Here is a 23,357-nt window from a genome sequence, read left to right on the forward strand (position 1 = left end):
TTGGGGCTCCCTTTGGGCGTTGCGCTCATTTGACCAGTGTTTCCGGGTTCAGGATCGCGTCCGGGTCAAAGGTGCTGCACAGGGAGCGTATCGCCAACATGCCCAGTTCGCCTTTTTCCACCGGCAGGTAAGGGGCGTGATCCTTACCGACACCGTGTTGATGGCTGATGGTGCCGCGGTTGTTCACGATCAGTTCGGAGGTGCTGGTTTTGAGCGTTTGCCAGCGCGCGAGTGTTTCCTCGTAGCTGTCGCCCACCCGGAACACATAGGTGGTGTAAATGCTGCAGCCCTGGCTATAGAAATGGGAGAGGTGGGTGAACACATGGGTGTTCTCGTTCTGGTCTTTCAGCCCGTCACGCAGGCTGGTCTCGATCAGACCCAGCAGATTGTCGACGTTGTCCCAGTCAGTGGCCGTTTCCAGAGTGTCGACCGCATAGCCCATCTGCCAGAGGGCCTCTCTCAGATAGGGCATGGTAAAACGCTTGGCCGCCCATTTGTCGCCGAGCCGCGTGCCGGTATAGACGCCATTTTGGGCCTTGCAGATGCTTCGGGCCTCTTTCAGGGCGTTTCGGGTCTGCAGTCGGGAGCCGGTGATCCCGAAGGTCATCATGCATTTGCCCTCACCAGCGCCCCTCAGCGAAAGGAAACGCTCGAGCATGCCGATAAGCCGGGGGTGGCCGGCCAGCGCGAGCTGGGTCTCGGTCTCTAAGGCATTGCTGAGCCTGAGCATGGATAACTGGGTTCGGTTCTGCACCAGCAGGCGGCTGGCCGTGCGGGCGCTCTCCCAATCCGGAAAAAAGACCACATGAAAGCTCTCGTGTTCGGGCAGCGGAGTAACCCGCACCTTCACCTCGGTAATCAGCCCGATACGGCCTTCCGAACCCAGAATCATTTCCCGGATATCCGGACCGGCGCTGGAGGCCGGTATGGTGGGCAGGTTAAGGGTGCCTTTCAGGGTTTCGACCCGGCCCCCGGCAAAGAGTTGTTCAATGCGGCCATAGCGCAGGGATTGCTGGCCACTGGATCGGGAGGCCACCCAGCCGCCGACGGTGGAAAGCTCGAAAGACTGAGGGAAATGCCCCAGTGTGTAGCCATGGGCCCGGAGTTGGGACTCAACGAGTGGCCCGGGTGTTCCCGCACCAAACGTCGCGATCTGGCTGTCCGTGTCCAGGTCGATCAGGCGATTCATCCGGCTCATGTCCACAGTCAGTACTGGCTGGCCTTTATCCACCGGATTTATGTGCCCGGCCACACTGGTGCCGCCACCGTAGGGAATCAGGTGAATGTGTTGTTCCGCGGCCCAGGAGAGCAGGGTTTGAACCTCTTCGCTGGTGGTAGGGTAGGCCACGCCATCGGGGAACACACCAAACTCGCCGCTGCGCATGGCCAGCCAGTCCGCAAGACTCTGGCCGCGGGCATGGCGCACTCGCGCTTCCGGGCCTGTATCGATCAGTGATTCCAGATCTGCCGGCCGGGTAAGGCGGGTTTCCGGTACTTTGGCGCAAACGGAATCCAGGGTCGCGTCCGCCAGAGGCCGGCCACTACCGATGCGTGATGCCAGAAAGTCCTGGCCCTGTTCCGGCATTGCCAGATTGAATCCCTCGTCGCCCCAGCCGTTCCAGCGTCGCATGTGCTTTATTCTCCAGATTAAAAACGAATGTGGCGCATTCTATAGGCTCTGCGTCGTTCGCCGCTGTCGCTTGGCGCCATGGTTCCTGTCATTTGCCGCCAGTGGCTGGCTTTGGCAACCCGCTCAGGGTCGGAGCGATTCCGTCAGCCGGCTGTTGAGGTCCTGCCACCGTGAGAGTTTGCCCGCTTCGCCGATCCGGGTGCGCGCTCCGCCGGACTGGTTCAGCCAGAGGCCTTCACCGTTGAAGCTGTAAACGGGTTCAAGATCAGTACGTTGAGATGCAGGTTTAATGTCATTTATCAGGTTGTCCAGAATCAACGGATCGGCGTCTGGCTCCGGGTACCACGCCAGCACCATGTGGGCCTGGTTCAATTCCAGCGCTTTGACATACACGATTCGGAGCTGATCATCGGGCACGCCCATGGACTTGAGGGTCAGGTATTTGGCAATCGAGAAATCCTCACAGTCGCCTCCGTTGGTGGTCAGCAGTTCTACCGGGGTTGCCCAGTAGTCTTCCTCGCCCCAGTGGCGGATATCGCTGACAAACGTGACTCGATTGAAGAAGGAGTTCACAAGCCGGAGCTGTCGGTCGATGGGGGCGTTTGCGGCAAGAGCATGCAGGCGCTGCCAGTTTTCAAGGCGCTGGTGGGCTTCGGTTCCGAATTCTTCCTGAACATAGTTCATCAGACGGGAGCCGAGCTCGAAGGCACTCACAAGAGAGACCACGAGCAATAACGCAGGCAGAAGCGTGGAACGGCGGCGTATCTGAAGGGCGGCCGTTTCCATAGCGCGCCTCAGTTATTGTTCCGTAGGCGTTCCCTGAGCTGCTCAAGGCGCCGGCGGATTTCCTCCCGGCGCTGCTCATCGCTGGTGGCGGAAGCGGGCGCTCTCGAGGGTGAGGGGGATGCAGCCTGCTGGACAGCGGGCGAAGGCTCTGCCTGCTGGTCGGCCGTGAAGGATATGCCGCTGCGGTCTTCGGATTCCGGGAAGTATAGGTTTTCGAGTTTGCCGGAACGTTCAATGATCACCCGGTTCGGATGTACCGAGCGCAGTGTGGCATTGCCGGGCAGTTCGTCACCCACGAGGTAGGCTTCGGTTTTACTTTTGTCATCTTCGATCAGCGCGCTGCCCGGGAAATCACCATCCGCGGCCAGTACGCCCCGAAGGAACAGTCGGAGGTTGGTTTCAGGGAGATTCTCGGTATCCATTTCTACCGGCTCGCTTTCGCCGGATGCAGCTCCGAACAGATCCAGGGAGGAAAGGTCCACGCTGGGTGGCTCACGACCGGCGGTCGGGTCGGAGACCAGTGGCTGCACGTTATCGTACTGTCCCTGCTGGCCTTCCATTTGCCAGAAACGGTAACCCTGCCAGGCTGTCAGAGCGACCATGGCCGCCCCTGCCACGAGCGCGAGAATCAGGGGAAACCGTTCATTGTTTAGGAGCATTGATCATCCTGAATGCAAGTTTGTGGGCCGGGAAAAAGCTCACAGGTTATCAGACTGCAACGTTTTATTGGGAGTATAGTGTATAGAGTTATTCAGCGGGTCCATATCCTGTGGTAGCCTTTCTGAATTAGTTGAATCGAAAAGGGTTTCACGAACGAGGACGACCTTGACCACAGACACTGAACTTCAGCCGCAGGATGCTCCGCTGGGCCGTCTTCCGTTTACTTTTGCCAAGCGCAACGGAGTAATCCTGACCCGTTCGGACGCCGGCGAGCCGGTTATTCTGGTGCGTCCCGGTGCGTCCCATTCTGCGCTGGCGGAAGCGAACCGTATCAGTGGCGGTCGTGCCCGTTTTGCCACCATCGATCCGGACCGGTTCGACCAGGCTCTGAATTCCGCCTATCAGAACGATTCTGCGGAAGCGATGCAGATGGTGGAAGGCATCGGCGATGACATGGACCTGGCCTCGCTCGCTGACTCCGTGCCGGAAACCGAGGATCTTCTGGAGCAGGAAGACGATGCTCCAATCATCCGTCTGATCAATGCCATTCTCACTGAAGCAGTGAAAACCAGCGCCTCGGACGTTCACATTGAAACCTATGAAAAGCGCCTTGTGGTTCGCTTCCGGGTGGATGGTGTGTTGCGTGAAGTGGTAGAGCCCAAGCGCGCACTGGCCCCGCTGCTGGTGTCCCGGATCAAGGTTATGGCGAAGCTGGATATCGCTGAGAAACGGGTGCCCCAGGATGGCCGTATTGCGCTGAGGGTCGCTGGTAGGGAAGTGGATATTCGTGTGTCGACCATGCCGTCTTCTAGCGGTGAACGCGTGGTTCTGCGTTTGCTCGACAAACAGGCAGGTGCCATACGGCTGGAATCCCTTGGCATGGCGGGGCAGGACCTGAAGGTTCTGCGCAAGCTGATTTACCGGCCTTATGGCATTTTGCTGGTCACTGGCCCGACGGGTTCCGGTAAGTCCACCACACTCTATGCTTCGCTCCAGGAAATCAACGATCGTAGCCGCAACATCCTGACTGTTGAGGACCCCATCGAGTATAACCTGCCGGGCATCGGCCAGACCCAGGTGAATACCAAGGTGGACATGACCTTTGCCCGGGGTCTTCGTGCCATTCTGCGTCAGGATCCCGACGTGGTTATGATCGGTGAGATTCGGGATCTGGAAACGGCAGAAATTGCCGTACAGGCGAGTCTGACGGGCCACCTGGTCCTCTCCACGTTGCACACCAATACCGCCGTTGGCGCGATTACCCGGCTTATGGATATGGGTATCGAGCCCTTCCTGATTTCATCAAGCCTGGTGGGCATTGTTGCCCAACGGCTGGTTCGGGTTCTGTGCAAGGAATGCCGGGAGCCGTATACACCTACAGAAGAGCACTGCGAGTTTCTGCAGCAGGATCCCGCCAACCCGCCCACCATTTACCGGGCAACCGGCTGTAGCCATTGCAACCAGCTCGGTTACCGTGGGCGTATTGGTATCTATGAGGTGGTGGAGATCTCCGAGGAAATCAGTTCTCTGATCCACAAACGTGCCGGGGAGCTGGACCTGGAAAAGGTGGCTCGCCAGCATGGCCCGAGTATTCACGCAGACGGCGTGCAGAAAATCCTGGATGGTGTGACCACGGTGGAAGAAGTACTCCGCGTTACGCACCGGGGTCAGTAAACCATGCCAGCATACGAATACAAGGCGCTCGATTCCCGAGGCAAGCAGAAACAAGGTGTCGTGGAAGCCGATGCGCCGAGAGCCGTTCGCCAGCAACTTCGGGAGCGAGGCCTCACGCCGCTGGCCGTCGAACCGGCCGCCGAGAAACAGGCCAGGAGCAATCCCCTGGGCAGCCGGGGTTCGCTGGCCGCGGCCGATCTTGCACTGGTTACACGCCAACTGGCAACCCTGATCCAGTCCGGCATTCCCATCGAGCAGGCGCTCTCGGCGGCCGCTCAGCAGTCACCGAAACCCAGAATACGCAGCATGCTGATCGCCATTCGCGCGAAAGTCATGGAAGGCTACACCCTGGCGGACAGCCTGGGTGAGTTTCCCCGGGCGTTCCCGAGGCTGTACCGGTCTACCGTTGCTGCGGGTGAGCACGCCGGCCATCTCGATCTGGTTCTGAACCGGCTGGCGGATTACACCGAAAACCGTCAGGAGGCTCGCCAGAAAATTCAGCTGGCGGCCATCTACCCCATCATTCTCAGTATCGTCGCCATTGCCATCGTCGTGTTCCTGCTGACCTACGTGGTGCCGGATATCATTGATGTGTTTCTGAAGCAGGGGCAGGAGCTGCCAACGCTGACTATGGCCATGCTTGCGGTGTCGGAATTTCTGGCGGATTACGGTGTCTATCTATTTATACTGCTGGTCGCCGCATTGATGGTGTTCCGCTTTTTCCTGACCAAGCCCGGGTTTAGACTGCGGTTTCACAAACGTCTGTTACATCTCCCCTTGTTTTCAGGGATGGTTCGTGGCGTTAACACTGCCCGCTATGCCAGCACCCTCAGCATACTGACGACCAGTGGCGTGCCGCTGGTAGAGGCAATGCGCATTGCCGGTGAGGTGTTATCCAACGATTTTCTGCGGCAGGAACTGCGGGACGCAGCCAGAAAGGTCAGCGAAGGCGGCTCATTGCACCGTTCCCTCGATCAGACCGGGTATTTTCCGCCGATGATGCTGCACATGATCGCCAGCGGGGAGGCCAGTGGTGAGCTGGACAGCATGCTGGAACGAACCGCGCGCATGCAGGAAAACACCCTCCAATCAAAGATCGCTGCGATTGTGGGGCTGTTCGAGCCGATGATGCTGTTGGTGATGGGCGTGGTGGTGCTGATCATCGTGCTGGCCATCATGCTGCCGATTCTGAATATGAGTAATCTCGTGGGATGAAACCCGCGCCGGAGCGTCAGTTGACGAGCCCGGACCAAAGCAATCCATGCCAATAACGAGTGAGACAATGACGACCAAGAACCTCAATTCACGCAACCGTAACCGCGGCTTTACCCTGATTGAAATCATGGTGGTGATGGTGATCCTGGGCCTGCTGGTGGCCATCGTGGCTCCAAACATCATGGGTCGGAGTGACCAGGCCAAGGTCACCGTGGCGGAAACCCAGTTGAGCAACATTGCCAATGCGCTGGACCTTTATCGCCTGGATAACAGCCATTATCCCTCCACCCAGCAGGGTCTTGAGGCGCTGGTTTCCAAGCCAAGTGGCAGCCCGGAGCCCAAGAACTGGAATTCCGACGGTTACCTGAAGAGCGTGCCGGAGGATCCCTGGGGTTCTGAATACCAGTACGTAAGCCCGGGTACCGAAGGTCCCTACGATCTGTATTCCTATGGCTCTGACGGCCAGGAAGGTGGCGACGGCGACGCTGCGGATATCAGCGTCTGGGACACCGAGGGCTAAATCACTGTGCAGGTCAGATCCCGACAGACCGGTTTCACCCTGATTGAAATACTGGTGGTCCTGGTGGTTGTGGGTCTGCTGGCTTCTCTTGCCGTGTTTACCATGGGGGGAAGCTCCCAGCAGCGCGAACTGGAAAATGAGGTCCGGGAGCTGTACCTGCTTATGCAGACGGCCTCGGAGCAGGCGGTTCTGAATAACCTGGAGCTGGGCCTGAAGCTGGAGGAAGACGGCTACCAGTTCGTGGCTTACCAGGATCAGACTGGCGACTGGAAGGCCTCCGGTGAGCGTATGTTCCGGGCCCGGAGCCTGCCGGAATGGCTCACTGTCACCGAGTTCATCGAAAGCGACGCGCCCAGGCTGGCATCATCCGAAGCTACCCTGTTGCCGGACGTCGTTTTTTTCTCCAGTGGCGAGACAACGCCGTTCGAGCTTGAGTTCACTATCGGAAACGGGTCAGACACCATGCACGTTCTGGCCTCGGATGGGGTGTCGCCCATGGAGTGGCGCAAACCGGGCGATGAGGGGAGCAGCGGGTGAGGACGCAGAAAGGGTTTACCCTGATCGAAGTACTCATTGCCCTGCTTGTATTCGGCCTGATTGCAACGGCTGCGGCTGAAGTTGGAAGCCAGTACATTTCCAGTTACGAACGGGTTCGGGACAAAACCCTGGCGAGCTGGTTGGCAGATAACCGAATTAACGAAATTCGACTGCAGGAAAACATCCCGGGCATCTCCGAGAACTCCAAGGATACCGACTTCGGGTCGTATCGCTGGCGGGTGACCACGGCGATTCTTGCAACCGCCGAGGCGAAGATGCGTCGTGTGGAGGTCACGGTTGCCCGTTATCGCGAGGAAGGCGCGGCGCCGGAGCCGATCCATACCCTGTCGGCGTTCGTGGGGGCACAATGAGGTTCCCGTCCGCACACAGCTGCCATCCGCAACAACGTGGTTTTACCCTGCTGGAGGTTTTGATCGCGGTTACCATCACCGCCGTTATCGGGCTTGGCGTTTGGCAGGTTATCAACGGAGTGGTCAATTCCCGCGATCGGGTGAACGAACTGGCGGAACAGTTCGACGGTTTGCAGCGGTCCATGCTCCTGCTTGAGCGGGATATCATGCAGGTGGTCAACCGGCCGGCCAGGGACATTTACGGGGATTTCCAGCCAGCGCTCTCCAGCCGTGCGGACGACTTTTCCCTGTTGCTGACCCGGCAGGGCTGGCGTAACCCCCTGGGCATTCGCCGCAGTGGCCTGCAGCGTGTCGGTTGGGAATATACTGGCAGCGAACTGCGGCGCCGGTACTGGCCCATGGTGGATCAGGGCCAGGAAGATGACAGCCGCGACGTGCTGCTGCTGGAAGGCGTAAAGCGCCTGGAAATAAGGTTTCTGGATGCCAACCGGAGCTGGCAACCGCAATGGCCAACCGATGAGGTGATGGCCGGACTGACCCCGGGTAGCCGCCCTGATATTCCACTGCCGCTGGGCATGGAAGTGACTCTGGAACATGAGCGTTTTGGAACGCTGGTGCGGACGTTTGCATTACCGGATTTTGATCCGGCCGTTGCCCAGGGTGCAGTAAACCAGGCCAACCAGGCTGCCAGCGAAGCGGAAGAAGAAAGCACAGAAGAAGAGGCTACCGGAGAACAAACCGGAGAGAATACCGGTGCAACGGGGCAGGGAGGCTAGGTAGCGATGGGCCAGACCCCGAGGTTATCGAATCGTCAGCGCGGCGTTGCTCTGATCATGGTGCTGCTGGCCATGGCTCTGGTGGTCATGCTTGCTTCGGGGATGACCCAGCAGCAGAGCTTGCGAGTGTTCAAGGCGGGACATTATCTGGCTCAACAGCAGGGCCAGAGTATCGCACTTGGCGCCGAGGCGTTCGCCCGCCAGATCCTGCGCAGGGATTATGACGAGGACAAGGAAGAAAACCTGATGGTCGATAGCCTTGACGAGTTCTGGGCCGCCAATGCAGCCGTTCTGCCGCTGGATGACAATGGTGTGGCTGAGGTCCAGATTGACGACCTTGGAGGCCGGCTTAATCTGAACGACCTGGTCGGCGCCAATGGCCAGGTGGATCCCATCGTCAGAGATCGTTTCGTTCAGCTGTTTGCCGCACTGGGGATTACTGCAGTTTCCGTGGATTCGCTGGTGGACTGGATCGACCCCAACGACCAGACCGTCACGGCGTACGGCGCAGAGGATGGCCAGTATCTGATGGCTGAGCAGGGTTACCGGGCTGCCAACCAGCCGTTTACCACGGTGACCGAATTGCGCCTGATCGAAGGCATGACCGAAGAGATTTATCGGGCCCTGCGGCCCCACGTGGCGGCACTTCCTGTAAATGGTGCGGGGATCAACGTGAACACCGCGACGGCCATGGTGATCCGCTCTCTCCATGAAGAGCTGACGGACGCCCAGGCTGCGTCTATTCTTGAGAAGCGGGAAGAGGAACGGTTCGAGAACCTCCAGGACTTTCTGGCGTTACCAGAGTTCGCCGGGCTCGGGCTCAAGTCGGTTGGACTGGGGTTGCAGACCCGGTTTTTTGAAGTTGCCTCGCGGATTACCTACGATAACCGTGTCGTGAATATGGTCAGTACCGTGTTCCGGACTCCGGAAGGCGAAGTCCAGACGGTTAACAGGGATATCGGGCAGAAAAACCGAATCACCAAAGAGCCTTTCACAATTTCAGAAGGATAATCATGTCTTATCGCCTTTACGTCCGCCCAATACCGCCGTTTGCGGACGCTGACCAGGACCCCGGTGCCCAGATGTTCAACTGGGTCCTGCACGATGCCAGTGGCGATGCGCAGGCTCGCGGCGCAGGCGACAGTCGGGAAACCATCGAGCATACCCTCGGCCAGAATGCACTGGATAATGTTCTGTTGATCGGCCTTATCCCCGGCGAAGAAGCGATTTATTGTCTGGCTGATATTCCCGCGAAGCAAAGCCGCTTTATCAATCAGGCGTTGCCCTACGCTGTCGAGGAGCAGATTGCCCAGGACATTGATTCTGTTCATCTGGCGCTGGGCGCCCATACCGATCACGGCTACCGCGTAGCGGCCATTGATCGCGAACGGATGGGGCAGTGGGTGAATCTGTTCAGCGGCTGGGAGCATGTTCGCCTGGAAGCGATTTTTCCGGATGCCTCATTGTTGCCGCGCACCGAAGGCGGCTGGTCGGTCTGCCTGGATGGCGAAACGGCAATGATGGTGAGCGAACGCGGCGAGTGGCTGAGTATGCAGTCTGCGAACCTGGGAATGTTTGCTCACACGCTGGCTGCACCGTCTGCGGAGGAAGTGGTGGCTGAAATTCCGGTCACGCTTTACGGCACCGCTGAAGAATTTGATCTCCAGCAATCGGCCATCTCGGAGTTGAACGGTTCTGGTCGGCTTGCGGTTCGCAAGGAAGTTCTTGAACTCATGCCTCTGGAACTGCTGGCCTACGCCCATCACCATCATCTGTGCGAACCGGTAAACCTGTGCCAGGGCATGTTCTCGTCCAAATCGGGCAAGGCGAGTCCGCTCAAACCATGGAAACCCCTCATCGCAGTTGCCGCCGTCTGGTTCGTGGTTCAGGTGGCGTTGAATGCCGGAATGGGATTCTACTATCAGAATCAGGCAGAAAAACTGCGAAACGAGGCCATGGCAATCTATCGCGATGCGTTTCCGAATGACCGGCGTACCCATGCCGGCAACGTCCGGCGCGTGATCGAAGGCCAGTTGCGGGTTGCCGGCGCAAGTGGGCCGGAAGTGGACTTTATTACCCTGATGAAATACACCGGACAACAGTATTCCCGTTTGCCGGGCAGCCAGGGAGTGAATTTCAATTCAGTGAATTACAGCCGCTCACGGGGTGAGCTGGTCGTAGACGTGAGAGCCGATAGTTATGACCGTTTGAGCGCTCTGCGCAACGGCCTCGCGAACCAGGGGCTGGAGGCGCAGATTGGTTCGGTGGTGAACGAAGCGAGCGGCGCCCGCGGCCGCCTGACGGTCTCAGGAGGTTAAGGTATGTTTTCCCGAATCAAGGATCAGCCGGCGGTCGGCAAACTCATTGCGCAATACGACCAGTTGCCCCGTCGCGACCAGCAGGCTTTGGTGGTGCTGGCCATCGCTGTGTTTCTTGGCCTTCTGTATTTTGCCGTTTGGCGACCGGCGGCCGGGTTCTACGACCAGGCGGAAGCTGCCAGAGACAATGCCGGCGAATTGCTGGCCTGGATGCAGGCAAACCAGCGGACAATTCAGCGTCTTGGCAATACAGGCGGTGCCAGCACCACGGCGTCGGCAGACAAACCTGCGGATGGCCGTGCCCTGATGGCGCTGGTGACCCGTTCCGCCGGGGAGGCGGGTCTGTCACTTCAGCGCTTTGAGCCCAGCGGTGAAGACGCCATCCGAGTCTGGCTTGAGAATGTGCCTTTTGCAGAGGTTGCCGCTTGGTTAGAGCGATTGAATGGCAACCATGGTGTCGTCATTGACCAGGCGGCCATGGACAGGGCCAGTGAGCCAGGGCGGGTTTCCGTTCGTCTCACACTGGCCATCTGATTCTGAAAACCAGATTCCGGGCCTTTTGTCCGGAACTGACGCAGGAGAGGGAAGCGATGAGTAACGGCAGCGACAACAAGAACAAATCCGAGCCAGCCATTGTTCGCCTGGACGAAACGGCGCGGAATGAAGCCAGATCCATTCTGTTTCACGCCTACCGGAACGAACCGACGTTCCAGTACCTGTTTGATCACCGGCGCCCCGGCTACGATCAGAGGGTGAGGGCGACCATAAGGGAGCTGATAGACCTTTATTTTGAGCTCGAACAGGATGCCATTGGCGTGATGGTTGACGACACGCTTGTGGCCGTTGCGTTCATCGGGGATCCCGAATTAAGGATGAACCTGGCTGATCAGATCAGCTGGCGGATTCGTATGGTGCTGACGACGGGGTTTGCCTCTACACGTCGGTATCTGGACTACCACGAGAAAATTCGCGACATGTTGCCACAACCATTGGCGCATCAGTTGCCCATGATGGGGGTTAATCCCAAATACCAGAATCGCGGCTACGGCCGTTTGCTGCTGAAAACCGTTGAAAAACTCTGTGCCGAGAACCCGCGTGGCAGCGGGCTGGTGCTCGATACAGGAAACAACCGTTATCTGCCGTTTTACGAATCCGAGGGTTTCCGGAGCCTTGGCAAGATTCAGCTCGGCGACTTCGAAGATCACGTGTTGTTCAGGGAAGTGCATCCGGAAACCAAAACGGCCACCTCCGGCCAAACCTGATTTTAAAATGTGTAACGGGAGAAGCTGTGTCTGACCAGCAGGATTTTGATCTGATCGTTATCGGAGCCGGCTCCGGCGGCGTTCGCCTCGCGCGGATGTCTGCCCAGCGGGGCGCCAGGGTGGCCGTGGTTGAATCCAGGTATCTTGGCGGAACCTGCGTAAACGTTGGCTGCGTGCCCAAGAAACTGTTTGTGTACGGCGCTCACGTTCACGATGAGCTGGAAGATGCAGCCGGCTACGGTTGGCAGGTTCCACTCGACGATGTCAGTTTCGACTGGCCGAAGCTGGTTGCCAACAAGAATGCCGAGATCGAGCGTCTGAATGGCATTTATGGTCGGTTGCTGGAAAACGCCGGTGTGACCATCATCGAAGGAACGGCGTCCTTGTCAGACGCCAATACCGTGGTGGTCGGGGATACCTCCTATCGGGCCAAACACATCACGATAGCCACCGGCAGCTGGCCGGTGATTCCGGATGTGCCCGGCAAGGAATGCATTCTTACGTCCAACGAGATGTTCTACCTGCCGCAGCTGCCGAAGCAGGCCGTGGTCTGGGGCGGTGGCTACATCGCTGTAGAGTTTGCCGGCATCCTGGCCGGGTTGGGTGTTGATACAACCTTGCTGTATCGCGGTGATCTGTTCCTGCGCGGGTTTGATGGCGACATCCGACGGTTTACCGAACAGGAAATGCGGAAAAAAGGCGTAAACCTGCAGTTCGGGGTGACCATCGAATCGGTTGAGGCCGAAAATGCCCATTACCGGGTTCAACTTAACAATGGCGAAACCCTGGAGACTGGCCTGGTGATGGCGGCAACCGGCCGTCGTGCCCTGGTTGACGGTCTTGGTCTGACTGATCTTGGCGTTCAGCTCAGCGCCTCGGGGCATGTTGTCGTGGATGATCACTTCCAGACTGCCGTGCCCTCAATTACTGCGCTGGGTGATGTGATTGGAACTCCTCAGCTTACGCCGGTTGCCCTGGCACAGGGCATGGTGCTATCCAGACGTTTATTCGGCGATGGCAAAGGCGAAATGGACTATTCGGCGATTCCAACGGCCGTATTCTGCCAGCCAAACATCGGAACGGTTGGGCTGACCGAGGAAGAGGCCCGGGAAGCGGGGCATCGACTGCGGATCTACCGTTCGGAGTTCCGCCCGATGAAATACACCCTCAGTGGTCGTGACGAACGGAGCTTGATGAAGCTGGTGGTAGACGACGAGACTGATCGAGTATTGGGTGCCCACATGGTGGGTCCGGACGCTGGTGAGATTACCCAGGGGCTGGCGGTTGCCATCAAGGCTGGTGCGACCAAGGCCCAGTTTGATTCTACCCTGGGCATTCATCCGACATCTGCCGAAGAGTTTGTCACCATGCGCGAACCGGTGGCGTGATTTAGTGCCGGCGTCCGGTTCTGGGCGCCGGAACCTTTCTAGAGCTTGATCCAGCGGCTGAGCACTTCGCGGAGCATTTCCTTGCGAACAGGCTTGGCCAGATAGTCGTTCATGCCACAATCGAGACAACTCTTTTCCGTGCCGGGCAGAACGTCTGCCGTTAGTGCAATGATCGGTGTCCCAATCTGCGCGTTGCTCTGCTCCCATTCCCGGATATAGCGGGTGGCCTCGTATCCGTCCATCACGGGCATCTGACAGTCCATCAATATGATGTCGTAGCCTGTGTGGTTAGTGGTCACCCTGTCCAGTGCTTCCTTGCCGTTGTTGGCGGAATCGGTATGGAAACCCAATCGCTTGAGCATAGCCGTGGCAACGCGCTGGTTTACCGGGTTATCTTCCACCACCAGGGCGTGGCTGGTGCCATTAATCGTTTCCCTTGGCGGTGTCCCGGTCGGCTCGGGATCGATGGGTCGATCCGCCAACTCGAAGGGCAGCTCAAACCGGAACGAGGAACCCTTACCCAGATCCGTTTCCACCTGAATGTGCCCGCCCATGAGTTCAACCAGCCGCTGGACCAGGGACAGGCCAAGCCCGGTGCCCCCGTATAGCCGGCTGTTTCCGCCGTCGACCTGTTCGAAGGAGTTGAAAATGTCGTGAAGGCGCTCGGTCGGAATGCCGGACCCGGAGTCGCTGACCGAGCAATTCAGAATGATGCAGTTGTCTTCCAGGGCGAAAAAGCCCGCCTGGATATTGATAAAGCCATCGCCGGTAAACTTGATGGCGTTGTCAGCCAGCCCCGCCAGAATTTGCCGCAGACGTGCGGGGTCACCGATGACAACGGGGTTGTCCGGCCAGTCGCCAAAGAACTTGAGGTTGAGGGCTAGGCCCTGTTGCTCGGCGAGGTGTCGGTAGGTGGCGGTGCAGTTGGAAATCAGTTCCCGAAGGTTAAACTCCTGGCTGTCGAGCTTCAGGGTGCCGCTGTCCATCTTCGAGTAATCGAGGATGTCCCCGATGACGGTCAACAGATCCTCGGTGGACTGGCGGGCAGTGTTGAGGTATTCGCGCTGGCGTTGGGTAAGCGGTTCTTCCTGGATCAGATCGACCATCCCAAGCACCCCGTTCAGGGGCGTACGCAACTCATGGCTCATGGTTGCCAGAAATTCGGATTTTGCCTGATTTGCCATCTCGGCCTTTTCCCGGGCACCTTCGGAGGCGGCGAGGGTCTGGTCCCGTGCTGTTTTCAGGCCGGCCAGGTGATGAGCCAGCTGGTTGAGTTGCTCTTCAATGGCAACGATCTCCTTCGAACTCTGGTGAGTATTCAGGGGACGTTCCTGGTAGTCACCATCGGTGAGTTGACCGATTCGCCCGGCGAGGTCCCGTATCGGTGCCAGAATTGCTCCAAGGAAATGATTGATGATCAGAATGCTGAACAGCAGCAGGGCCACGCCAACGGCGATCGATGTCCAGAGAATATCCTGCCGCCTTTCGGCAAGAACATCCTGACTTACGCCAACCTGAACAGTGCCAACCCTCAGAGAACCGGAACCAAAGCCATAGTCTGGCTCAAACCACTCCGCAGTGCGCTCCGAACCAAATTCCAGGGGCTGCTGGAGAATCTCGGCTTCGTAGATCTGGTAGCGCTCGGGTGTTTCACCCGGGTTGATCGGTTCGTGGGAAACGAAGCCGAGTTGGTCTCCCATAACGTCAGAAACCCGGATCCAGTCGGCTTTGCTGCGACGCAGCGACTGGGAAAGGATCTGGTCCAGTGCCAGAGTGTTGCCAGAGACAACGGCGTATTCCAGGGCAGGGGCGAGGCTGTCGGCAAGCATCTGGCTGCTGTCGGAGAGATCCCGGCGCGCATCCTCAAGGCGCACAGACGTGAAGAACACCATCAGCACGATAAACATGACTATGGCTGGCAGAGCTCCGAGGAGCAGCAGCTTTCGGGACATGGGGCGCTGTTGTCTGTGGCTGTTATTCATCAGACGCCTCCCCATTAATCGCTAATTGTCGATCCACCCGTGTGGCAATATCCTCACGGCTCGGCAAGGGAATGTTCAGAGAACGTGCAACCTGGGCATTGACCTCGACCCGAAACTCTTCCGGATACGAGGGTTCCGGATATGCACCAGTTTCGAAAAAGGTCGATAAAAAGCTGCCAGCCATCTCAACCATTTCAGGGAACGGAGCGTAACTGGAGGCCAGGGAGCCTGCCTTGACATAAGCCTGAGTGGGGCCGATGACGATCTGGTTACGGCGGTAGGCGGTCAGCAGAATATGTTTGATGGTTCTGGGGTTGTATATGGCACTGTCTGGGGCGGCCAACAGAAAATCTCCATAACCCAGGGCCCGGACAAGTGTTGAGATCAGGTTGTCGTTGCTTTCTACCAGAAATATTCTGGCCGACATGCCATAGGCCGGTAGCTCATCAATCAGCGGTTCGTAAAGTTCCACCGAGTCTGCGGTTGCCAGCAGGGCTATCTTGGTCGCTTGTGGCAGGATGGCCTTTCCCGTCAGAGCTTGGCGGATCAGCGGCACGTCGTATAAAACCGCCGAGATCTGGCCCGGCGACCGCTCGGCAAAGGCGGAGATAAAGGACCGGTCGACCAGCATGGCCAGGATCGCTGCGGAGCGGTTGGCTTGGCGTGCCCGGGAGAAAGCGGCAGGGCCGACCGTAATGATCGGGCTGTTCTCCAGTGTGGCTAGTTGGTCGTCGGAGACCTCGTTCAAGGAGGTCGCTGGCCCCAGCTGCCGTTTCAGGAGAGCAGTCAGATGTTGATCTAAAGGTGCGTTGCCTGAGCCGACAAAATAAACGACCCGTGCCGGTGCCTCCTGGGCATTGGCAACCATGGCGGAAACAGAGAGATATAGAATCCACATGACCTTGATCAAAAGGCCCGGAGTTCCGTTTCTATGCCGTTTTCGGTGAATCGTGTCTGTCCTTCGCTCCATACCGTCCAGGGCTCACGCTTTCCTTGTTAAATTCAGAAACGAATCCCAGCTTCAACAAAAAACTGGTTCTGATCCTCAATCCGGTTGTCAGGGCTGATCCATGGCTTGGGGTTAAGGTAATGCTGGATCGTCAGTGCCAGCATATAACTGTAGTTGGTTCTGTCCACCCGACGTGCGAGCCTGAAATCGGCCCGCTCGAACCGGGTATTGCGCACTTCATTGGTCCAGTACATGGCCGCTGAGGTCATGAAGCCCATTGGCAGATCCTGGATCCAGGCAAAACTACCGGAGTCACGGGCGGAGAGACGGCCCATAAGATCTACGGCACGTTCCTGCTTGTCGACCGGAAGCGCGGCCGGGTCGCCAGTGTATCTGCCTTCCTGCTCAAGATACGCGTAGGTAGCCCGGAGCTTGGTTCCGGAAAACTCCAGCGAGGTTTCCAGCTCGACGCCTTCCTGCTCAAGATCAACGTTGTTGGCGATATACCATTCTTCTTCGTTGATGACGCCACTGATCATGTCATGGAAATCGTCGTTGAAGTAGCGCACTTCCACCGAGAGCAGGGCACTTTCCAGATGGAACTGGCCAAAGTAGCTGATCTCCCGGGAGGTGATCCACTCCTCTTCCAACTCCTGCCCGTAAGTGGACGTAGTCGGGTCCAGGATGTCTTCCACTTTGATTCTCTGGCCATCCAGTGCTTCAAAGGGTGGCTGAACGTTGGTCGGTGTATAGGACCAGTCCGGATTCTGCTCGAAGGCATCCGGTGTGCGGACCGCCCGGGAAAAGACAAACCGCAGCGCGTGGTTGTTGTTCAGGATAAAATTTGCCGCGGCTCTGGGGGAAAAATAGTCTTCATCGGTGGTCGTGGTCCGCTCCCAGTTGCCGCCTGCGTTGAAGGTCAGCCACCGAAAGGGCGAGTACTCAGCGTTGGCGAATACCCGGGATTGGTAATTGTCCCCTTTACCGTTAAAGAAGGTTTCGGAATTGAACGAGTCCTTGCGATAGCCCACACCGGAGACCAGCTTGAACTGGTCACTGAAAATAATGGTGTCCTGGAATTCAATTTCCTGCCGGGTTTCTTCCAGGTCTTCGTTCAGGTCAGCGATGAACGGACCCTGATCCTCGGGGAAGGGTGGGAACCCTGTCGGCAGCAGGGCATTGATCTCCGCTGCAGGCGCGGAAACGGTCCACCGCTGCCTCTGTCGCTGATTCTGATAGCTCGCCTGGATATGGTAGAAGTGGTCGGGCGAGGTCGCTCCGTCGAACCGGACATGGAGGTAGTAGTCATCCATGATAATGTCCGGGTTTGTGGTGGCGCCCAGCTTTCCGGACTTCTCGAGATCTTCTTCATTTACGCCATCCAGAACGCCTGCTCGCACGTCAACCGAATGCTGGCGGTCAATTCGGAATACGCTGTCGAAATTGAAGTTGTTGATGTCGTGGCCATCGTGAAAGGGGATCTCCTGGCCGCCATCAATCTGACTATCAAAGCCGTTGGATTTGCGCTTCTCGTACGACAACCGCCAACTTTTGTCGGCATCGGTATCGCCCACGGAGGTAAACGTGCGAAGGTGACCACGGGACCCAACCGAGGTGTAGGCTTCCACCCCCGCCGTGTCTTGCGGTGAGCGGGTAATGATATTGATGCTTCCAAGAAACGCGTTGATGCCATAGGCGGCGGAATTTGGGCCCCGGCTCACTTCAATACGTTCGATATTTTCCAGTGCCACCGGCATGCCCAGCCAATCTACGTCTGCGAGGCTGATTCTGTAGGCGGTTCGCCCGTCAATCTGAACCTGCAGGCGGCGTTGCTCGTATTGGGAAGTACCGCGATAGGTTGCCACCGGGTTGGTACTTCCCCAGTGGCCAACCACCATGCCCGGAACCAGCCGGAATGCCTCTACGAGGTTCATGATGCCGAGGTCACGGATCATGTCGCCGGTGATGATCGTGGTGGTGCCGGGAACCCTGAGTTTTGACTGGCGCAATCGTGTCGTAGTCAGTACTTCGGGGATTTCGCTTTGTTCGCCTTCGAGGGCAAGCAAGCCGGGCATGAAATCAGGTGTGTCAGTTTGGCCGAGCGCGGTAGCCGGAAGCAGGGCGGACAGGGCAAGGCTGATGCCGAAGCAGGTTGCCAGAGGGCGGCGGTCACCCATTCCTGCCGTTTTTGTCGATTGATGCATGGTTGACGTTCTATAATCTGCCGAGAAAAAAGGATAAAGCGGTTTTATTATGATTAGGTCCTATCGTAAGGGACTACAGACAGTTTGTCTCTCTGAAATGTAATAAATCTAGGCCCGGGAGTTGCAGCTTTATGAATTGTTGGGAAATCCTTGGAATTGAGCCGACCGGCGATCGCCGGAAGATCCAGGATGCGTATGAGCAACAGCTCAAGTTTGCTTCGGAAGACGAGGCAAAGAGCCTGGAAGCGGCTTTCCGGGAGGCAGTCGGGGACGATCCGGGCCCGGTAAAGCAGGCTTCTGACACGGTTCAGACTGAACCGCATCGCGAGGTGCAGGACGAGGAGCCTGATCGTCCGCTGGATGCCAACGAGGGCCAGGTGGTTCGTGAGGTGGTTATCCAGATCAAGGCCTTGCTCAATGACTCCTCAAGAAGCAAGGACCCGGGCATCTGGAAAGCCATTCTGGACGAGCCGCCCGCCGATCAGCCCCGGTTGCGACGCGAGATTGGTCGCCAGTTGGAGCCCCAGATACGGCCGATGGCGGAAAACGGTACCTTTCCGGCGCCGGTGGCCCAGTTTCTCGGTGAGTGGTTCGACTGGTTCACTGTGGAGCAGGCGCCTGAGGCGGCCGACGATCGGAATTACCCGGAACCCGATATGGCTGAAGAGCAGGGCGAACAGCCACCGCAAATGGTCAATTTCTGGCCGGCGGTGATTGGCTGGATTGTAGGGCTGGCGATTCTTGCCACACTCTTTGGCGGAATGGGTGGCGGTTGATTTCGCCGCCCAGATCAACCCGTTTTCTCTGCATTCGCCCTTTCAATTTTATCCCGGTACTTCTGGGCCAGGAAGGCTCCGACGATAACCTGTATCTGGTTGTAGCACATGATCGGTAACACGATCATGCCGAAGCCCGGGTGCCCTGAGAACAGGACCTTGGCCATGGGCAGACCAGACGCCAGGCTCTTTTTGGAGCCGCAGAACACCACCGCGGCTTCATCCTCCAGGCTGAACCCGAATCGCCGTACCAGGAACCTGGCAAACACCATGAATAGCAGCAGCAAGCCCAGGCACAGCGCAATGGCGAAAAGGATGGCCTGCAGGGGCAGATTCTCCCAGAGTCCGCTCTCTACCGAATGTGAAAAAGCGGAGTAGACGATCAGCCAGATCACGCACTGATCGTATCGGGCCATCAGTGTTTCGTTTCTGCCAAGAAATCCGCCGAGCCATGGTCGGAGCGCATGCCCAACCGCAAAAGGCAGCAGCAGTTGCAGAACGATGTCTTTCAGGGCTTCCGCTACGGAGAAATCCCCACCGCCGGACGTGCTTACCAACAGCAACAGCAGGAATGGCGTCAGCATCATGCCAAAGACATTGGAGGCGGCTGCGCTGCAGATTGCCGCCGGAACATTGCCCCGCGCCATCGCGGTATAGGCGATGGAAGAGGACACCGCCGACGGCAGGACGCCCAGGTAAAGAAACCCCAAACCAAGATCTTTCGGCATCCAGGATGGTGCGATATTGCTGAGGCCGTTAATCGGCAGCACCGCAAGTGGAAAAAATACGAAGGTGAGCGAAGTGATCAGAATGTGCAGCCGCCAGTGGGTGGCACCGGCAATAATCTGGTCCCGGGACAGCGCTGCGCCATGGAAAAAGAAGAGCAGGGCGACGGCGACCGTTCCGGCGGTGGCCAGTGCCTCGCCTGCCTGGCCAGTTGCAGGCAGAAAGGTGGCTAATACGATGGCGCCCAGGAGCAGCAGGGTAAAGGTGTCGATCCGGAACTTCATGAATCAGGACTCCCGACGCTTCAAGGCCTGGAGGCTGGGTTTCAAAAGCGCCCTTGCCAGGGATTCTGCCTTGCCCTCATCCTGACGCCGGACCGCCGCGAGCAGGAGTTCATGGTCTTCCTGGGAGGGTTCCGGCAGGTCTGCGTCGGTTTCGGTCTGCTCGATGGTCTGGCTGACAGCGTGGGAAAAGTAGTCGTAGAGCTCGATCAGCGCTGAGTTATGAGAAGCGGCAACCAGGGCATGATGGAAGGCTTCGTCGTGCCGGATGCGAGCCTGCAGGTCATCTCCCGCTTTGGCGCGAGCATCGAGGGCTGTGGTCATGTGCCGGAGATCCTGTTCTGTCCGCCGGTGCCCTGCCAGCTTGGCGGCCTCCGTTTCCAGCATGATCCTGACCTCCAGCTGCTCCGCCAGCTGGGTGCGGGCAATTCTCCGCAGTGTCTCCCCGGCGTCCCGTGTCGCTCGTACGTATGTGCCATCCCCCTGGCGGGTTTCCAGCATCCCCACGTGTACCAGCACCCGAACCGCCTCACGAACCGTGTTGCGGCTTACTCCGAGGGATTCGGAAAGTTCTGATTCGACGGGCAGGCGATCGCCAACCGACCAGTCACCTTTTTCGATGGCGTTTCTGAGACTTTCGATAGCAGTCTCGACCAGCGAGCCTTTGCGAATACGTTCCAGCATGTGTATGTCATCCTTCTAACCTATAACCCAATCATCCTATGAATATGGCCGAGGTTCAAGGGCAAAGGCTTTCACCCGATTACCCCGCGGTCTGGCCGGGGTAAAGAAATTGGTAATCAGCGGTGTCTACCCGGCGGGTCGCGAACCGGTAGGTGAAGGTGAATCCCGGCCAGTTGATGGTATTGCGCCCATGCTCATCGAGGTACCAGGAGGTGCAGCCGGAGCTCCAGACCGTGTCTTCCAGGCCCTGTTGAACCACATGGGTGAAACGGTCCTGCCGGTCTTGCCGGACGTCCATGGCGGAGTGAGGGTACTTTTCGAGCGCCTCCAGACATTCCAGAACGTAGCGAAACTGGGACTCAAGCATGTACAGAATCGAGTTGTGGGCCAGGTTGGTGTTGGGCCCATAGAGCATGAACATGTTGGGAAAGCCACTGACGGTGATGCCTTTGAACGCCACAGCGCCGTTCTGCCAGGCCTCGTTCAGGGTCTTTCCGCCCCGGCCTGTTATCCGGATGGGTGACAGGAACTCCGAGGCCCGAAAACCAGTGCCGCAGATAATTGCGTCCACTTCATGGTGGTGTCCTTCGTGCGTAATGACGCCGGACTCGTCAATGTGGTCAATAGGGTCGGTAATAAGATTCACGTTCGGCCGGTTGATGGCCGGATACCAGTCGTTGGAAATCAGAATCCGTTTGCAGCCGATCTTGTAGTCTGGAATGATCTTTTTCAGCTTGGCGGGATCTGTGACCTGTTTTCTGGCCTCCCGCTTTGCCATGTTCGCGTAATACTCGAGAAGGCCACTGAATTTGGTGAAAGCGAGGGCGCGACTCTCGTTTTTCCAATAAATGAGGTATCGATAAAGGCGATCCCAGGCCGGCACTTTCTGGAACAGCGTCTGCTCCCAGCGCTTGAAAGGCCGATCCGGCTTGGGCAGGACCCAGGCCGCCGAGCGCTGAAACAGGTCCAACTGCTTTACCTTCGATGCAATCTCCGGAACAAACTGAATGGCACTCGCGCCAGTTCCAATGACCGCCACTCGTTTATCGGAGAGGTCGTAATCATGATCCCAGCGGGCTGAATGGAACATCTTGCCCTGGAAAAGGTCCAGGCCCTTCAGGTTTGGCCAGGCAGGTTGATTGAGCTGTCCGGTGGCGGTGATGAGTACGTTGGCGGTCAGCTGCTCACCGTTTGCGAGAGTCACCGACCATTGATTTGTTTCGTCGTCAAACGCGGCTTCCTGCACCTCGGAGTTAAACCGGATGTGACTGCCCAGGCGATATTTCTGAACGCAGTGCTCCATATACCCGAGTATTTCGGGCTGCAATCCGAATTTCCGCGACCAGTTGTGCTTGGGTTCGAAGGAGTATGAATAAAAGTGGGATTGCACATCGCAGGCGGCACCGGGGTAGGTATTATCACGCCAGGTACCTCCAACCCGGTCGGCTTTTTCCAGCAGGGTCAGGTTATTGAATCCGGCCAGTTTCAGTTTGATGGCCATGCCCAGACCACCAAAACCGCTACCGATAATCAGAATGGACGGGTGTTCTCGCAGGCTGGCTTGGCTCATGATCATATGTCCGGCGTTATTATTGTGGTCTTTCCGCTTCAGTATACGGATGTAAGTCAGCCTTATGGATGACATTTTTCGCCACTCGGGCTAGTCAGAATGACCAATCGGCGTCCGGGTCAGGTAATTGTCCTGAGTCTGGGATAGCAGTTCCCTGAGTGCCGGCGTCTCGAACTGGCGCCGGATACTGATGGCGTAGAACTCCTCGAAGACGCCTGGCAGGGCGCCGTAGTCTGCAAGGGTTCCGCTCTTCATTTCGTCGCGCACGACCACCGGAGGCATGATGGCGAAATGACCGGTATCCCGGGTGAGAAGTCGCATCATCGCCATATCATCCACCTCGGCGGCGATGTTGGGACGCAGCCTGTGATACTCGCACAACTGGTCGAAGGCCTGGCGTATGTTGTTGTCCGGGCCCGGCACAATCAGGCTCCGGCCACGCAGTACGTCGACAAAATCGCCCTGAACGTCTATTCCCCGCGGCCCGATGATGCTGACCGGCTGCTTGGCAATCAGCCGTGACCGCCAGGGATTCTGTTCATCTCCCTGTACCGCCTGGTTTGCGAGGATCAAGTCCAGTCGATGCGCCGAGAGCCGTCTTAGCAGCTCATCCATGTGGCTACTTTGCAGGCTCAACTCAAGGTCTTCGCGGTTCAGCAGCGGCTGAAGAAAGCCTTCCTGGAAGTTACGGGAGAGGGTGGCCACCGCCCCGATCCGGAGTATCTCGCGGTTTGGTTGAGCGCCGGAGGCGAACAATGCCGTCAGTTCCTCACCCTGGCGGAAGATCTCCTCGGCGTAGGAGAATGCCATTCTCCCGGCTTCAGACAGCTTGAGGCGCCGCCCCTCGCGAATGAAGAGGTCGTGTCCCAGGCTGTCTTCCAGCTTGCGTATCTGACCCGACAGCGCCGACTGGGAAATATGCAGCGAGTCAGCTGCCCGCGTCAGGTGACCGGTTCGCGCGACCTTCCAGAAGTAGTAAAGGTGATGGTAATTCAGCTTCATGTGATTTCGTTCTCTAAAAACGAATGATCTGATAAGTATAAACCAT

At 57.8% G+C, this 23,357-nt stretch carries 22 protein-coding genes; 12 read left to right on the forward strand and 10 right to left on the reverse strand.

Annotation, left to right across the window (positions count from 1 at the left end; all coding sequences use genetic code 11):
- Positions 1-25 precede the first annotated feature (25 nt).
- The 3 genes from AC13E3_RS06590 to AC13E3_RS06600 form a co-directional block, all read right to left on the reverse strand.
- The gene (locus AC13E3_RS06590) at positions 26-1,630 is read right to left on the reverse strand and encodes an FAD-binding oxidoreductase (protein WP_104271026.1); all 1,605 of its coding nucleotides are present in this window, start codon (positions 1,628-1,630) and stop codon (positions 26-28) included.
- Between the two features lie 123 nt (positions 1,631-1,753).
- Positions 1,754-2,416 carry a transglutaminase-like cysteine peptidase gene (locus tag AC13E3_RS06595; RefSeq protein ID WP_008171198.1) on the reverse strand — a complete coding sequence of 221 codons (663 nt, stop codon included), beginning with the start codon at positions 2,414-2,416 and terminating at the stop codon, positions 1,754-1,756.
- 8 nt (positions 2,417-2,424) lie between these two features.
- Positions 2,425-3,075: a type II secretion system protein N gene (locus AC13E3_RS06600; RefSeq protein WP_104271025.1), complete on the reverse strand. Its 651-nt coding sequence runs from the start codon at positions 3,073-3,075 to the stop codon at positions 2,425-2,427.
- Between the two features lie 166 nt (positions 3,076-3,241).
- On the opposite strand from AC13E3_RS06600, the gene gspE reads away from it, so the two are divergent.
- The 11 genes from gspE to gorA all read left to right on the forward strand — a co-directional run bounded on the left by gspE (position 3,242) and on the right by gorA (position 13,137).
- Entirely contained in the window at positions 3,242-4,750 is a 1,509-nt protein-coding gene (gspE, locus tag AC13E3_RS06605; RefSeq protein WP_053115298.1) for a type II secretion system ATPase GspE, read from the forward strand.
- Between the two features lie 3 nt (positions 4,751-4,753).
- Positions 4,754-5,965, forward strand: coding sequence for a type II secretion system inner membrane protein GspF (gene gspF, locus AC13E3_RS06610; protein ID WP_008171191.1), 1,212 nt, complete (start codon positions 4,754-4,756; stop codon positions 5,963-5,965).
- Between the two features lie 67 nt (positions 5,966-6,032).
- A complete protein-coding gene (gene gspG, locus AC13E3_RS06615) occupies positions 6,033-6,485 on the forward strand; it encodes a type II secretion system major pseudopilin GspG (protein WP_008171190.1) in 453 nt (150 codons plus the stop codon).
- Positions 6,486-6,491: 6 nt separating this feature from the next.
- Positions 6,492-7,022, forward strand: a complete 531-nt coding sequence (gene gspH / locus AC13E3_RS06620) for a type II secretion system minor pseudopilin GspH (protein WP_482901846.1) — start codon at positions 6,492-6,494, stop codon at positions 7,020-7,022.
- Positions 7,019-7,393, forward strand: coding sequence for a type II secretion system minor pseudopilin GspI (gene gspI / locus AC13E3_RS06625; protein ID WP_459420133.1), 375 nt, complete (start codon positions 7,019-7,021; stop codon positions 7,391-7,393). Before gspH ends, gspI begins: the two co-directional genes overlap by 4 nt.
- Positions 7,390-8,169, forward strand: coding sequence for a type II secretion system minor pseudopilin GspJ (gspJ, locus tag AC13E3_RS06630; RefSeq protein WP_008171186.1), 780 nt, complete (start codon positions 7,390-7,392; stop codon positions 8,167-8,169). Before gspI ends, gspJ begins: the two co-directional genes overlap by 4 nt.
- Positions 8,170-8,175: 6 nt before the next feature.
- The gene (gene gspK / locus AC13E3_RS06635) at positions 8,176-9,180 is read left to right on the forward strand and encodes a type II secretion system minor pseudopilin GspK (protein ID WP_008171185.1); all 1,005 of its coding nucleotides are present in this window, start codon (positions 8,176-8,178) and stop codon (positions 9,178-9,180) included.
- Between the two features lie 2 nt (positions 9,181-9,182).
- Positions 9,183-10,487 carry a type II secretion system protein GspL gene (gene gspL, locus AC13E3_RS06640; protein WP_008171184.1) on the forward strand — a complete coding sequence of 435 codons (1,305 nt, stop codon included), beginning with the start codon at positions 9,183-9,185 and terminating at the stop codon, positions 10,485-10,487.
- Positions 10,488-10,490: 3 nt separating this feature from the next.
- Positions 10,491-11,021: a type II secretion system protein GspM gene (gene gspM / locus AC13E3_RS06645; RefSeq protein ID WP_008171183.1), complete on the forward strand. Its 531-nt coding sequence runs from the start codon at positions 10,491-10,493 to the stop codon at positions 11,019-11,021.
- Between the two features lie 56 nt (positions 11,022-11,077).
- Positions 11,078-11,749, forward strand: coding sequence for a GNAT family N-acetyltransferase (locus AC13E3_RS06650; protein ID WP_008171182.1), 672 nt, complete (start codon positions 11,078-11,080; stop codon positions 11,747-11,749).
- Positions 11,750-11,775: 26 nt separating this feature from the next.
- Positions 11,776-13,137 (forward strand): glutathione-disulfide reductase, encoded by a 1,362-nt coding sequence (gene gorA / locus AC13E3_RS06655; RefSeq protein ID WP_008171181.1) that lies wholly within the window; start codon positions 11,776-11,778, stop codon positions 13,135-13,137.
- Between the two features lie 38 nt (positions 13,138-13,175).
- On the opposite strand, the gene AC13E3_RS06660 is transcribed toward gorA, so the two are convergent.
- From AC13E3_RS06660 to AC13E3_RS06670, 3 genes are all read right to left on the reverse strand, one after another.
- Positions 13,176-15,119 carry a HAMP domain-containing hybrid sensor histidine kinase/response regulator gene (locus AC13E3_RS06660; RefSeq protein WP_008171178.1) on the reverse strand — a complete coding sequence of 648 codons (1,944 nt, stop codon included), beginning with the start codon at positions 15,117-15,119 and terminating at the stop codon, positions 13,176-13,178.
- Entirely contained in the window at positions 15,112-16,029 is a 918-nt protein-coding gene (locus tag AC13E3_RS06665; RefSeq protein ID WP_273069383.1) for an ABC transporter substrate-binding protein, read from the reverse strand. The genes AC13E3_RS06660 and AC13E3_RS06665 overlap by 8 nt, the downstream gene beginning before the upstream one ends.
- Before the next feature lie 92 nt (positions 16,030-16,121).
- Positions 16,122-18,272: a TonB-dependent receptor plug domain-containing protein gene (locus AC13E3_RS06670; RefSeq protein WP_039881866.1), complete on the reverse strand. Its 2,151-nt coding sequence runs from the start codon at positions 18,270-18,272 to the stop codon at positions 16,122-16,124.
- Positions 18,273-18,403: 131 nt separating this feature from the next.
- Here AC13E3_RS06670 and AC13E3_RS06675 point away from each other — a divergent pair, with 131 nt between their 5' ends.
- Entirely contained in the window at positions 18,404-19,048 is a 645-nt protein-coding gene (locus AC13E3_RS06675) for a hypothetical protein (RefSeq protein WP_008171171.1), read from the forward strand.
- Positions 19,049-19,062: 14 nt separating this feature from the next.
- On the opposite strand, the gene AC13E3_RS06680 is transcribed toward AC13E3_RS06675, so the two are convergent.
- The 4 genes from AC13E3_RS06680 to AC13E3_RS06695 form a co-directional block, all read right to left on the reverse strand.
- A complete protein-coding gene (locus AC13E3_RS06680; RefSeq protein WP_053115301.1) occupies positions 19,063-20,058 on the reverse strand; it encodes a bile acid:sodium symporter family protein in 996 nt (331 codons plus the stop codon).
- Between the two features lie 3 nt (positions 20,059-20,061).
- Positions 20,062-20,739, reverse strand: a complete 678-nt coding sequence (locus tag AC13E3_RS06685) for a FadR/GntR family transcriptional regulator (RefSeq protein ID WP_008171167.1) — start codon at positions 20,737-20,739, stop codon at positions 20,062-20,064.
- A 79-nt stretch (positions 20,740-20,818) separates the two neighbouring features.
- Positions 20,819-22,315: a flavin-containing monooxygenase gene (locus tag AC13E3_RS06690; protein ID WP_008171165.1), complete on the reverse strand. Its 1,497-nt coding sequence runs from the start codon at positions 22,313-22,315 to the stop codon at positions 20,819-20,821.
- An 84-nt stretch (positions 22,316-22,399) separates the two neighbouring features.
- Entirely contained in the window at positions 22,400-23,311 is a 912-nt protein-coding gene (locus AC13E3_RS06695; protein WP_014577006.1) for a LysR family transcriptional regulator, read from the reverse strand.
- Positions 23,312-23,357: the final 46 nt, after the last annotated feature.

This window comes from Marinobacter sp. L-80 (assembly GCF_056859395.1).

Coding starts and splice junctions, on each gene's coding strand:
- gspJ (WP_008171186.1), top strand. CDS start 7,390: ATGAGGTTCCCGTCCGCACACAGCTGCCATCCGCAACAACGTGGTTTT.
- AC13E3_RS06650 (WP_008171182.1), top strand. CDS start 11,078: ATGAGTAACGGCAGCGACAACAAGAACAAATCCGAGCCAGCCATTGTT.
- AC13E3_RS06590 (WP_104271026.1), bottom strand. CDS start 1,630: ATGCGACGCTGGAACGGCTGGGGCGACGAGGGATTCAATCTGGCAATG.
- gspG (WP_008171190.1), top strand. CDS start 6,033: ATGACGACCAAGAACCTCAATTCACGCAACCGTAACCGCGGCTTTACC.
- gspM (WP_008171183.1), top strand. CDS start 10,491: ATGTTTTCCCGAATCAAGGATCAGCCGGCGGTCGGCAAACTCATTGCG.
- AC13E3_RS06695 (WP_014577006.1), bottom strand. CDS start 23,311: ATGAAGCTGAATTACCATCACCTTTACTACTTCTGGAAGGTCGCGCGA.
- gspL (WP_008171184.1), top strand. CDS start 9,183: ATGTCTTATCGCCTTTACGTCCGCCCAATACCGCCGTTTGCGGACGCT.
- AC13E3_RS06595 (WP_008171198.1), bottom strand. CDS start 2,416: ATGGAAACGGCCGCCCTTCAGATACGCCGCCGTTCCACGCTTCTGCCT.
- AC13E3_RS06600 (WP_104271025.1), bottom strand. CDS start 3,075: ATGCTCCTAAACAATGAACGGTTTCCCCTGATTCTCGCGCTCGTGGCA.
- AC13E3_RS06675 (WP_008171171.1), top strand. CDS start 18,404: ATGAATTGTTGGGAAATCCTTGGAATTGAGCCGACCGGCGATCGCCGG.
- AC13E3_RS06685 (WP_008171167.1), bottom strand. CDS start 20,739: ATGCTGGAACGTATTCGCAAAGGCTCGCTGGTCGAGACTGCTATCGAA.
- gspK (WP_008171185.1), top strand. CDS start 8,176: ATGGGCCAGACCCCGAGGTTATCGAATCGTCAGCGCGGCGTTGCTCTG.
- gspF (WP_008171191.1), top strand. CDS start 4,754: ATGCCAGCATACGAATACAAGGCGCTCGATTCCCGAGGCAAGCAGAAA.
- AC13E3_RS06660 (WP_008171178.1), bottom strand. CDS start 15,119: ATGAATAACAGCCACAGACAACAGCGCCCCATGTCCCGAAAGCTGCTG.
- AC13E3_RS06670 (WP_039881866.1), bottom strand. CDS start 18,272: ATGCATCAATCGACAAAAACGGCAGGAATGGGTGACCGCCGCCCTCTG.
- AC13E3_RS06690 (WP_008171165.1), bottom strand. CDS start 22,315: ATGATCATGAGCCAAGCCAGCCTGCGAGAACACCCGTCCATTCTGATT.
- AC13E3_RS06680 (WP_053115301.1), bottom strand. CDS start 20,058: ATGAAGTTCCGGATCGACACCTTTACCCTGCTGCTCCTGGGCGCCATC.